Raw genomic sequence first — 13,242 nt, forward strand, 5'->3', positions numbered from 1 at the left:
TGTGACCCTCTGCTTGTAAGGCAGATGCTCTCCCAGCTGAGCTAAGATCCCATATTCATATGTCGGCTGCGGCTTCCACTTACGCTTTGTCGCAACCGACTTGATTATTATATACTTAACACCTATCAGATGTCAACAACTTTTTTATTTTATTTTATATTTTATTGTAACTGTTCAGAGCCAACCTCCAAAATGCTACGCATTTCGTCGGTGTACAGTTACCATTTTATTTAAAGTATTTTACACCTGATTCAAAAATCTTCAGATCCTGCTCTCCATAAATGTTAATAGCAACATGATCTCCACGTCTCTCAGAGTGAGCCATCTTACCAAGGACACGTCCATCCGGGCTTGTGATACCTTCGATTGCACGGTAAGATCCGTTCACGTTCCACTCTTCGTTCATGCTGATATTTCCTTCCGGATCACAGTACTGTGTTGCCACCTGTCCGTTAGCGAACAGCTTATCAAGCCACTCTTCGCTTGCAACAAATCTTCCTTCACCATGAGATGCCGGGTTTGTATAAACTCCGCCAAGCTGTGCTCCCTGAAGCCATGGGGATTTGTTTGTAACAACCTTTGTATAAACCATCTTAGAGATATGACGTCCGATTGTATTGTATGTCAGTGTCGGAGCATCATCTGTCTGTCCAACGATTTTTCCGTATGGTACAAGTCCGAGCTTGATCAGAGCCTGGAATCCGTTACAGATACCAAGTGCAAGTCCGTCTCTCTCATTCAGAAGTTTTTCAACAGCTTCTTTGATCTTCGCATTCTGGAATGCAGTTGCAAAGAATTTAGCTGAACCATCCGGCTCATCACCGGCACTGAATCCACCTGGGAACATGATCATCTGAGCCTGTCCGATTGCTTTCTCAAACTCGTCTACTGATCCACGGATGTCTTCTGCATCAAGGTTACGGAATACTTTTGTAATAACCTTAGCACCTGCTCTCTCAAATGCACGGGCACTGTCATACTCACAGTTCGTTCCAGGGAATACCGGAATAAATACTGTTGGCTGTCCGATCTTATGGCTGCAAATATGAATATCGGATGTATTGAAGAGCTTCTCTTCAACCTTGGCATCAGAATCTGCTGCTGATTTTGTAGCAAATACTTTCTCAAGTGTTCCTGTCCATGCATCCTGTGCGTCTGCAAGTGCGATCTTCACATCACCGTAAGCAAGTACAGGCTCTTCTGTTACTTCACCGATTTCTGTATAAGTGATTGCGAGTTCTCCAACTTTTCCGTCTTCAACCTCTGCGATAATATCTCCAAATGCAGGAGCAAACAGATCTCTCTTATCTACATTGTGCTCGATTTTGGCACCCATACGGTTACCAAATGCCATCTTGCTGACTGCTGCTGCAACTCCATGACGATCCAGTGCATATGCAGATACAATTTTTCCGCTCTGGATATCTTCCATGAATTTACCGTACTGATCCATCACTGCATCGTAAACCGGAAGATCATTCTCATCTCTTTCGATCTTGAGCCATACAAGTTTATTTCCAGCTTTCTTAAGTTCAGGTGTAATAATATCCTGCTCAAGAGCCATATCAACAGCAAAGGATACAAGTGTCGGAGGTACGTCAATATCCTGGAATGTTCCTGACATACTGTCTTTTCCTCCGATAGATGGAAGTCCGAAACCAATCTGTGCTGCATAAGCACCAAGAAGTGCTGCAAATGGCTGGCTCCATCTCTTCGGATCCTCTGTCATTCTGCGGAAATACTCCTGGAATGTGAAGCGGATTTTTCTATAATCTCCACCTGCTGCCACGATCTTAGCAATTGACTCTGTCACTGCATAAACAGCTCCGTGGTATGGGCTCCAGCTTGACAGATATGGATCAAATCCGTAACTCATCATAGATACACTGTCTGTTGTTCCGTTCAAAACAGGTACTTTCGCTACCATTGCCTGTGTCTCTGTCATCTGGTATTTTCCACCATGTGGCATAAATACGGAACCTGCTCCGATAGAACCGTCGAACATCTCAACAAGTCCTTTCTGAGAGCATACATTGAGATCAGAGAGCATAGAAAGCCATGTCTCTTTTACATCTCCTACTTCTTTCTTTACAAAAAGGCTGTCCTTCTTAGAAGGAATCTCAACCTCAACATTTGTCTCCTGATGAGCACCGTTTGTATCAAGGAATGCACGGGAAAGGTTGACAATCTCTTTTCCTCTCCATACAAGAACGAGTCTTGGCTCCTCTGTTACTACTGCTGCAACTGTTGCCTCTAAGTTTTCTTCCTTCGCGTATCCCATGAATTCATCTACATCTTTCGGGTCTACAACAACTGCCATTCTTTCCTGAGACTCAGAGATTGCGATTTCTGTTCCGTCAAGTCCTGCATATTTCTTCGGTACTTTATCAAGTTCAACGCGAAGTCCGTCTGCAAGTTCTCCAATTGCTACAGATACACCGCCTGCACCAAAGTCATTACATTTCTTGATCAGATGGCTGACTTCTTCTCTACGGAATAATCTCTGGATCTTACGCTCTGTCGGTGCATTTCCTTTCTGAACTTCTGCTCCACAAGTCTCGATAGACTCTTCTGTATGAACCTTAGATGAACCTGTTGCTCCACCACAGCCGTCACGGCCTGTACGACCACCAAGAAGAATGATGATATCTCCCGGGTCGGAATTTTCACGGATAACCGCACGTCTTGGAGCAGCTCCAAGTACAGCACCGATCTCCATACGTTTTGCAACGTAATCCGGATGATAAATCTCTTTTACAAGTCCTGTGGCCAGACCGATCTGGTTACCATATGAGCTATATCCATGAGCCGCCTCACGAACAAGTTTCTTCTGAGGAAGTTTTCCTTTCAGAGTTGCATCTGCTGATACTGTCGGATCAGCGGCACCTGTCACACGCATTGCCTGGTATACATAAGTACGTCCTGACAGTGGGTCACGGATTGCTCCTCCAAGACATGTTGCAGCTCCACCAAATGGTTCGATCTCTGTCGGATGGTTATGTGTCTCATTCTTGAAGTTGATCAGCCACTCTTCTTCTACTCCGTCAACCTTGATCGGAACTACGATACTACATGCATTGATCTCATCAGACTCTTCCTGATCAGCAAGCTTTCCTTCCTTTTTCAGGCGGCGCATAGCCATCAGTGCAAGATCCATAAGGCAGACAAATTTATCTTCTCTTCCTTTGAAAATCTCGCTGTGATCTTTCAAATATTCTTTATATGTTGCTTCGATTGTCTCTTTGTAGTCACCTTCATCAAACTTCACATCTTTTAATTCTGTAGAGAATGTTGTATGACGGCAGTGATCTGACCAGTATGTATCAAGAACACGGATCTCTGTCATCGTCGGATCTCTGTGCTCTTCTCCTGCATAATAGTTCTGGATATGCAGGAAATCTTTAAATGTCATTGCCAATCCAAGAGAATCATATAACTCTTTCAATTCTGCTTCTGGCATATCTTTAAAACCGTCAAAAATCTTTACATCTGCCGGCTCATCAAATACTGTCACCAGTGTCTCCGGTTTCTCTGCTGCAGCTTCTCTGGAATCTACCGGGTTGATGCAGTGATTCTTAATTGCCTGCAGTTCTTCGTCTGAAACTCCGCCTTCAATTACATATGTAACTGCTGTACGGATTACAGGAGTCTCATCTTCTTTAATAAAACGGATACACTGCTCTGCGGAATCCGCTCTCTGATCGAACTGTCCCGGAAGGAACTCTACAGAAAAACATTTATCTGTTTCATTTTTCGGGAATTCTTCTTTATAAAGGAAATCTACCGGCGGCTCCGCGAACACACCATTGCATGCCTTTTCAAATGTTTCTTCTGAAATATTCTCTGCGTCGTAACGAATCAGAACTCGTACATTTGTCACATCCTGAAGTCCAAGATAATGACGGATCTCATGTCTGAGGCCCTTCGCCGCAACAGCAAACTCCGGTTTCTTTTCTACATATACGCGCTTTACATTACTCATATATAATCTCCTCTTTCTGTATTACGTGCTCAAAACACGATACTACCTTCATTACATTATCTGTTTTTATCCTACCATAGTTTTCTTCATTAGTATAATTAATAAAATTAAACAATCTGATAAGCACCGCTAATTGATTGTCGTTTTCTCGTATCTTTCTCGGAGTCAGCAATATTTACTCTGCTTTTTCATATTTTGTGCAACGGATTTTTTTATTCTGTTGTATTTTCCCTTTATTTATCTTATAATAAGATGAATATTTATTAGGAGGTCTAATAAAATGATGGATATAAACTACGAATTATACAAAGTATTTTATCACGTCGCCACCACATTGAATTTCTCAGAGGCATCCAAGCAGCTGTTTATTTCACAGTCTGCTGTCAGCCAGTCGATCAAAACACTCGAACGAAAACTGGATCAGACGCTTTTTATCCGAAGCACAAAGAAAGTCCAGCTCACACCGGAAGGAGAGATTCTCCTGCGCCACATTGAACCGGCCATGAATCTGATCCAGAAAGGTGAGGCTCAGCTTTTAGATGCCGCTTCTACCGGTGGGCAGATCCGCATCGGTGCAAGTGACACGATCTGCAGATATTTCCTTGTTCCATACCTTGAGAAATTCCATAAGACTTTCCCGAATGTACATATTAAAGTTATCAACCAGACTTCTTTAAGATGTACAGAGCTTTTAAAGAACGGACTGGTGGATTTGATTGTTGTCAATTATCCGAACGCAGCGCTCAACAATATTTCCGCCTCTATGAAGATCAAGAATTTCCATGATGTTTTCATTGCCGGAAACAATTATCCTGAATTAAGGGAAAAGAAACTTACACTTGCCGATCTGCTCCACTATCCGATCCTGATGCTGGATAAGAACAGTACGACAAACGAGTTTCTTCATCGCCTGTTCCAGCAGCATCAGCTTGATCTCGTTCCTGAGATCGAACTTACAAGTAATGATCTTCTGATCGATCTTGCAAGAATTGGGCTTGGAATCGCATTCATTCCGGATTATTGTCTTTCTGAGAACAATGATGGTATCTTCAAACTGGATATGGAAGAAGAGATGCCGGAGCGTTCTCTTGTGATTGCTTACAACGAGCAGCTTCCTCTGGCTAAGCCTGCACAGGAATTTTTGAACTATTTTAAAGAACAGTAAAATTTTGTACTGTTCGGAGCCAAGCAGAAGTTTAAAACCAGCCTTAAAATGCAAGCATTTTATACCTGTTTTATGAAATTTCATCTGGCTCTGAACAGTTGCAAATATTCTTGAACCACTTCTTCTTTATCCAATAACGATTCTCATTTTTCATTTATCATTTCTCCCAGAATTCTTCCATCTTTTCTTTTATCTCTTTCCGCCCACACACTTCGTATTCCTTCCACTCCCTCGGAAATAGCTGCTGATACTGCCGATTCTGAAAACGGTCATCAAGCAGAAGAATAATTCCTTTGTCATCTTCGGTGCGGATCACTCTTCCTGCGGACTGAAGTACTTTATTCATTCCGGGATAAAGGTACGCATAATCAAATCCTCGCATCCCTTTCTGGTCAAAATAATTTTTCACGATTTCTCTGTCATTGCACACCTGTGGAATTCCTGTTCCGACAACGATCACTCCGATCAATCTGTCATGTGTAAGATCGATTCCTTCTGAAAATACACCACCCATCACACAAAATCCAAGCATCGGATGATCTCTTTCTTCTTCAAACATTTCCAAGAATTCTTCTCTCTGATTTTCTGACATAAATTGCGATTGAATTACCAGTTCTACTCCGGATGCCAGTTTTTCAAACTCTTCCAAAACATCCTCCATAAACTGATAGGAAGGAAAAAATGCAATGTAGTTTCCATTCTTCCCATCCACTGTGCCTCTCAGATAATCGGCAATTTTGCGATACATTTCTGTGCCTCTTTGTGTATATTTTGTGCTTGCTTCACTTCCGATCAGAATTTTCCTGTTCTCCTGTGGGAACTTAGATTCAGCATAGACTGCATAATCATCCTTCTCAACAGATAGTAATTGTTTATAGTAATCGATAGGAAGCAATGTTGCCGAGAAAAAAATCGTAGAATTGCCCTGGCTCAAATAATGATTCAGGTTTTGTGCCGGATTCACACAGAACAACTTCACTTTAAACCTTCCGCTTCCTTCCAGTTCTGTATACTGTATATAATTTTCATCCAACAGTTCATGAATTTCCAAAAACTGCCTCACCTGGAAAAAGAGTTCCATAAATGCATCCGGCTGCTCTGCATTTCCTGCATTCCGCTCTTCTTCAAGATATCTTTCCATTTGAGTCAGAAGATTCATAAGTTTTACTGCAAATGGAGAAACACTTTCCACCAACCGATAATTCTCGCACTCGCGTTTCATCTCAAGCATCAGTTTATTGACAGATTCCAGACTCTTCACAAGTTTTTTATCTCGGTCCTTCATCAGTTTTTTCACCTCGAGAACGTCTTCTTTATAGATGGAAGCACTGTACATTTCCCGTCCACGTTCCACGAGGTTGTGTGCTTCATCGATCAGAAACAAATAATCTCCGCTGACATTGTCTGCAAAAAATCGTTTCAAATGTGCCGTCGGATCGAACACATAATTATAATCACAGATCACCCCATCCGCCCATTCTGACAGATCAAGAGATAGTTCAAACGGACATACATGAAAATCTTCTGCCTGTCTTTCAATTGATTCCCGTGTCAGCTTCTTTTGCTTTTCCAACATGTCATAAACTGCATCATTCACTCGGTCAAAATGACCTTTCGCATAAGGACAAGCATCCGGATTGCATTCTGTCTCCTCACAAAAACAGATCTTCTCTTTCGCAGTCAATGTAATTGAACGAAAGGCAAGACCCTTTTCTTCAAGAATAGAAAATGCCTGTTCTGCCACCGTTCTTGTGATCGTCTTTGCTGTCAGATAGAATATTTTATCTCCTAATCCTTCTCCGATCGCTTTCACCGCCGGATACAATACAGCCATCGTCTTTCCGGTTCCTGTTGAGGCTTGGATAAATAATTTCTTTTTGTGATAAATTGTACGATATACGGAAGCTGCCAGGTCAAACTGCCCTTCTCTATATGCGAATGGAAATTCTGTCTGATGAATCGAAGCGTCTCTTCTCTTTTCCCACTCAATCTGCAGTTTTGCCCAACGTTCATACTGATGAACCAGATCAAGAAACCATTTTTCTAATTCTTCAAATGTATACTCTTCCCGAAATCTTTTCACATCTTCAGTATCAAGATTACAATAGGTCATCTGAACACTGATCTGCTTTAACCCCTGCTGTCTGGCATAAATATATGCGTAACATTTTGCCTGAGCAAGATGAACCGACACAGGACGCTCCACTCGATCTAGGGAACGCACGACGCCTTTGATCTCATCTATTATTGTTTTTTCTGATTCAAGGAGAATTCCATCCGCACGTCCTTCCAGTTTTAATTGGAATCCGTCACACGGAAGCTGCAGTTTTAAGGAAACTTCTGCCTGATAGTTTGAGCCCATTATACGCTGGATCTTTCGGTGAAGGCGTCCTCCCATCAGCATCGCATCTTTATCCAGCGTACCTGAAATCCTGTTATCAATGTCACCTTCTTTTAATATGAATTCAACCAGATTCCGAACCGATAACCTGATGATTTTCTCTGTTTCCATTTCATTTGCACTCCAAAATATTATCGTTGTAAAACACATTGTGCCAATCTTTTAACAGATTGGCACGCTGAAATACATCTTTTATTTTACTTTACTTCTTTTTCTTTTGCAACGCTTGTTTCTGTACGGGCAACTTCTGCGATTGTTTTCGTAAGTCCTGCAATTCCCTGAATCTCTGAAGGAATGATGATCTTCGTCGCTTTTCCGTCTGCCGCCTTGGCAAATGCCTCCAGACTCTTTAATGTAAGAACAACATCATCTGCTCCGGCATTCTTAATATACTCGATACCTTCTGCTGTAGCCTTCTGTACAGAACGGATTGCTTCCGCCTGTCCTTCTGCTTCTTTGATTCGTTTCTGTTTCTCAGCTTCTGCTTTCAGGATTGCTGCCTGCTTAGATGCCTCTGCCTCCAGGATTACAGATTCTTTCTCACCTTCCGCAACAAGAATCGTGGACTTCTTCTCTCCTTCTGCACGCAGGATTGCTTCACGGCGTTCACGCTCTGCTTTCATCTGCTTCTCCATCGCATCCTGGATTGCCTTCGGTGGCATGATATTCTTCAGCTCAACACGGTTCACCTTGATTCCCCACTCATCTGTTGCAATATCAAGGATCGTACGCATCTTGGAGTTGATCGTCTCACGGGAAGTCAGTGTCTCATCTAATTCCAGATCTCCGATGATATTACGGAGTGTTGTTGCTGTCAGATTCTCGATTGCCGCAATCGGACTTTCTACTCCGTATGCATACTTCTTCGGGTCAGTGATCTGATAGAATACAACCGTATCGATCTGCATGGTAACATTATCCTTCGTGATCACTGCCTGTGGTTCAAAATCAACAACCTGTTCTTTCAAGGAAACTCTTTTTGCCACACGGTCAAGGATTGGCACCTTAAAATGTAATCCAACGCCCCATGTCTCCTTGTATCCGCCAAGTCGCTCTACAACATACGCATGCGCCTGCGGAACAATACGGATATTCGACACAAGAAGCCACACCACGATCATAATAATGATCATCCAAATAATAAGTCCAAATATCATAGCTCATCCTCCTTACATTTCTCTAAAATCAGTTTTACTCCGGAAATTGCTGTTACTTTAGCAAGCGAATCTTTCTCAATTCTGTCCTTGTCTGACTTGCACCTTGCAGTCCATTCCTTTCCCTGCGCAATTGCAGTACCGGTCTGTGCAAAATTATCAACCGTCTCTGTTACCTTAACAACACTTCCGATCAATTCATCACAATTTGTCTTCACATGATGCACATTAACATACTTCGCTGCAAAAGGCCTGGTAAAGATCACAAGCACTGCTGAAATAACTACGAATACAGCAATCTGTATCACCAATCCCGCTCCGGCAAGCGAAACTAATAACGCCGCAAGCGCACCGCCCGAAAACCAGATTGAAGTCAGACCAACCGTGGCAAGCTCAATAATCAAAAACACCACCATAAGCCCCAGCCACAAAAAAATCTCCCTCTCCAAAAAATCCGCCCCCTTTCTCATGCTTACAAGAGCAATTACGTTACCCTAATCATACTCATATTTCTATATAAATACAACATAATTTTTATATTAATTTCATCCAATAACCATCCGTCATCTCTCCGTTTTCAATTTTGTATTTTTGTTGGAATTCGTCCACTTGAAATGAATACTTCCACTTTGAATGTCTGAGTGAGACAGTCTCTTTATTGTTGAGGACACATATAAGGCAGGAGCGTTCCGAATACACTTCGTTCAGTATGTTAGAAAAAGCCGAAACAGAAACCACACACGGTGCCTGTTTCGGCTTTTTCGTTACATACTTTCGAAGGGATGAGGTAAAGCGAGCCGGTGTCCGATGCAATAAAGAGACTGCCTCACGCACCGTGATCAAAAGTACCATTTCCATATGAATCCCCTCAAAAACACAAATTACTCACACTCGCGAATCTTCTTTCTCAGCGGCAGTACCATCGCCGGAGATACAGACAGCTCGTCCAGTCCCATCTTCAGGAACTCTTCTGTCAGTTCAAGGTCCGCTCCAAGTTCTCCACAGATTCCGATCCATTTTCCTTCTGCGTGTGCATTATCTGCTGCCATCTTGATCATAGCAAGCACTGCCGGATGATGTGGATCATAGAACTCATCAAGCGCAAGGTTCTGACGGTCAATTGCCAGTGTATACTGTGTCAGGTCATTTGTTCCAACACTGAAGAAATCAACTTCTTTCGCAAGTTCGCGGCTCATCATAACTGATGCCGGTGTCTCGATCATAATACCAAGTTCTACGTCTTCCTTAAATGGAAGTCCTTCTTCTCTCAACTCTGCCTTCACTTCTTCGATGATCTCTTTGATCTTACGAACTTCTTTTACAGAAATGATCATTGGGAACATGATGGAAAGATTTCCATATACGGATGCACGGTAAAGTGCACGAAGCTGAGTCTTGAAGATTTCCGGTCTTGTCAGGCAGATACGGATTGCTCTGTATCCAAGTGCCGGGTTCTCTTCTTTTGCAAGATTGAAATAATCAACCTGCTTGTCTGCTCCGATATCAAGTGTACGAATGATGACTTTCTTTCCTGCCATGCTTTCTACAACCTGTTTGTAAGCTGCAAACTGCTGTTCTTCTGTCGGATAAGTACTGTTCTCAAGATAAAGGAACTCACTTCTGAACAGACCTACTCCGCCTGCATCATTCTTAAGTACTGCACCAAGATCAGATACGTTACCAATGTTCGCATAGACATTGATCTTCTGTCCGCTCTTTGTCACATTCTCTTTTCCTTTAAGCTGATTCAGAAGTTCTTTCTGCTCAAGGTCTTTCGCACGCTTCTCCTGCATCTTTGCAAGTGTCTCTTCATCCGGATCCACATAGAGTGTTCCTGTAAATCCATCAATGATAGCCATCTCTCCGTCATATTTCGTATTAAGAGCTTCTCCCATTCCGATTACAGCCGGAATATTCATTGTTCTTGCAAGGATCGCTGTATGAGAGTTAGAAGAACCATACATTGTAGCAAATCCAAGTACCTTCTCTTTGTCAAGCTGTACTGTCTCACTTGGTGCAAGATCATCCGCAGCAACAATACAAGGTTCTGTCATCTCACGTGTTCCGTTGCTCACTCCGCAGAGAATATCAAGTACGCGCTCGGAAACGTCCTTCACGTCTGCTGCACGTCCCTGCATATATGCATCATCCATAGATGCAAACATCTGTGCAAAGTTATCAGCTGTTGTTGAAACAGCATACTCTGCATTTACACTTTGTGTACGGATAATTCCTTCAATAGATTCCAGATAATCCAGATCATCAAGCATCATCTGGTGAATCTCAAAGATCATGGCGTTGGCCTCACCTACATCTTCAATGGCTTTGTCGTAGAGAACTTTCAGCTGGTCGATTGCTGTATTCTTAGCCTCTTCGAATCTCTTCCATTCTGCATCCACATCATCTACATGTGTTCTTCTGATCACCTTTTCGTTTCTCTTATAGAACATCAGCTTTCCAATGGATACTCCACCAAATACGCTTTTTCCTTCAATCGTTATCATATACACAAATCCTCCTTGAAATAAAATATTTCATAGACATTGGTTAAATTATATAATACTTCAATTCTTTTTTCAATCGACATCCTTTATTTTTCCAATCCATTCGTAAAATAATCTTTCCTCGCACTTCTATTTTTTACCAATCTTATAAATCCGATATGCTAAATGGTATTTACAAATTGTTGAAATCGATTTTACGTCACTTCACATGTTTTTGTCATTTTTCTACAAATCAAAAAAGATTACATTTGACTTTCTTTGTTAAACATGCTACAATAGACAAAGTGTCAATATGAATTTATACTGACACAATATTACAGTTTTCAGCGCATTGTAAACTGTGATGATTTAACAACTTATATTCTTTTAATGGAGGGCAACACAATGACAGGTACAGTAAAATGGTTTAATAACCAGAAGGGTTACGGATTTATCTCTGACGCTGAAGGCAATGACATTTTTGTTCATTATTCAGGACTTGTAATGGATGGATTCAAATCTCTCGAAGAGGGCCAGGCTGTTGAGTTCGAAGTAACAGAAGGCGCTAAAGGACCTCAGGCTGTTAACGTAGTGAAACTTTAATCAAGACTTTATGTACCTTTTAATTAATAAATAGACCGTATTTAATTTTTAAAAGTAATACAGAAATTCGATTAACAAAAAAGAGCTTTTTTAAGCTCTTTTTTTGTTGCACACCCCGGCAATCTACATTACGCTTACACGCGAAATGCAGTTTTGCCGGATATAATTATTTTATTAACAAAGTGGATATTTTGCAGTCAGCTCAGCAACCATTGCTTTTGCTTTCTCTACATTTTCTTCACTTTCGATTACCATTGCAATAATCTCTGCGATCTTATCCATATCATCTTCCTTCATTCCACGTGTTGTAACCGCTGGTGTTCCAAGTCTTACACCACTTGTTACAAACGGTGAACGAGGATCATTCGGAATTGTATTCTTGTTCGCTGTTACATGAGCATCATCAAGACGCTTCTCCAGCTCTTTTCCACTTGTCTCTGTTCCCGACAGGTCTACAAGCATCAGATGGTTATCTGTATCTCCCGAAACAATCTTCACTCCGCGTGCTTTCAAACCGTTACAGAGTGCTTTCGCATTTTTAACAACCTGCTCCATATATGTTTTATACTCAGGCTCAAGTGCTTCCTTGAAGCAAACTGCCTTACCGGCGATCACATGCATCAGCGGACCTCCCTGAATTCCCGGGAATACAGCTTTGTTGAAATTGAATTTTTTATTCATCTCTTCGCTGCACATGATCATTCCACCTCTTGGTCCACGGAGTGTCTTATGTGTTGTTGTTGTTGTCACATGCGCATACGGAATCGGACTTGGATGAAGTCCTGTAGCAACAAGTCCTGCGATGTGTGCGATATCTACCATCAGATATGCTCCCACCTCATCTGCGATCTCACGGAAACGCTTGAAATCAATCGTTCTTGCATAAGCACTTGCTCCTGCAACGATCAGTTTCGGTTTATGTTCCTTCGCAATACGAAGCACTTCATCATAATCGATCACGCCGTCTGCATTCACTCCGTAATGTGCTACATCAAAATATTTACCGGACATATTAACCGGTGAACCGTGTGTCAGATGTCCGCCATGATCAAGGTTCATCCCCATGATCTTATCTCCCGGCTCAAGCATGGCAAACATAACTGCCATGTTCGCCTGTGCTCCTGAATGTGGCTGCACATTAACATACTCACATCCAAACAGTTTCTTTGCTCTTTCTCTTGCAAGGTCTTCTACTACATCTACACATTGACATCCGCCATAATATCTCTTTCCCGGATATCCTTCTGCATACTTATTAGTCAGAGGGCTTCCCATAGCTGCCATGACTGCTTTGCTCACCCAGTTCTCAGAGGCGATCAGCTCGATATGGGAGTTCTGTCTCTCCATCTCTGCTTTTATTGCATCTGCTATCTCTGGGTCTGTGTTCATAATCTCATCGAAATCGTACATTATCTCTTCCTCCATTAAAGCTTTACCACGTCAAAGCGTTGTAG

At 42.0% G+C, this 13,242-nt stretch carries 8 protein-coding genes; 2 read left to right on the forward strand and 6 right to left on the reverse strand.

Annotation, left to right across the window (positions count from 1 at the left end; translation table 11 throughout):
• Nucleotides 1-226: 226 nt before the first annotated feature.
• Nucleotides 227-3,982, reverse strand: a complete 3,756-nt coding sequence (locus LI126_RS12480) for a phosphoribosylformylglycinamidine synthase (RefSeq protein WP_117497519.1) — start codon at nt 3,980-3,982, stop codon at nt 227-229.
• Between the two features lie 280 nt (nt 3,983-4,262).
• Between LI126_RS12480 and LI126_RS12485 the strand changes: the two genes are divergently transcribed.
• Complete coding sequence (locus tag LI126_RS12485) at nt 4,263-5,147, forward strand: LysR family transcriptional regulator (protein ID WP_015528954.1); 885 nt, start codon at nt 4,263-4,265, stop codon at nt 5,145-5,147.
• Between the two features lie 157 nt (nt 5,148-5,304).
• Here the strand turns inward: LI126_RS12485 and LI126_RS12490 are convergent, their stop codons facing one another.
• From LI126_RS12490 to ptsP, 4 genes are all read right to left on the reverse strand, one after another.
• The gene (locus tag LI126_RS12490) at nt 5,305-7,659 is read right to left on the reverse strand and encodes an ATP-dependent DNA helicase (protein WP_227165509.1); all 2,355 of its coding nucleotides are present in this window, start codon (nt 7,657-7,659) and stop codon (nt 5,305-5,307) included.
• 86 nt (nt 7,660-7,745) lie between these two features.
• Nucleotides 7,746-8,705 (reverse strand): SPFH domain-containing protein, encoded by a 960-nt coding sequence (locus LI126_RS12495; protein WP_015528952.1) that lies wholly within the window; start codon nt 8,703-8,705, stop codon nt 7,746-7,748.
• Nucleotides 8,702-9,151 (reverse strand): NfeD family protein, encoded by a 450-nt coding sequence (locus LI126_RS12500; protein ID WP_227165510.1) that lies wholly within the window; start codon nt 9,149-9,151, stop codon nt 8,702-8,704. The genes LI126_RS12495 and LI126_RS12500 overlap by 4 nt, the downstream gene beginning before the upstream one ends.
• A 432-nt stretch (nt 9,152-9,583) precedes the next feature.
• Nucleotides 9,584-11,206, reverse strand: coding sequence for a phosphoenolpyruvate--protein phosphotransferase (gene ptsP, locus LI126_RS12505; RefSeq protein ID WP_227165511.1), 1,623 nt, complete (start codon nt 11,204-11,206; stop codon nt 9,584-9,586).
• A gap of 384 nt (nt 11,207-11,590) precedes the next feature.
• On the opposite strand from ptsP, the gene LI126_RS12510 reads away from it, so the two are divergent.
• A complete protein-coding gene (locus LI126_RS12510) occupies nt 11,591-11,788 on the forward strand; it encodes a cold-shock protein (protein WP_015528950.1) in 198 nt (65 codons plus the stop codon).
• Nucleotides 11,789-11,962: 174 nt separating this feature from the next.
• Here LI126_RS12510 and glyA read toward each other — a convergent pair whose 3' ends face one another.
• The gene (glyA, locus tag LI126_RS12515) at nt 11,963-13,198 is read right to left on the reverse strand and encodes a serine hydroxymethyltransferase (protein WP_015528949.1); all 1,236 of its coding nucleotides are present in this window, start codon (nt 13,196-13,198) and stop codon (nt 11,963-11,965) included.
• Nucleotides 13,199-13,242: the final 44 nt, after the last annotated feature.

Source organism: Mediterraneibacter sp. 210702-DFI.5.30, assembly GCF_020560115.1.
GTDB lineage: Bacteria > Bacillota > Clostridia > Lachnospirales > Lachnospiraceae > Mediterraneibacter > Mediterraneibacter faecis.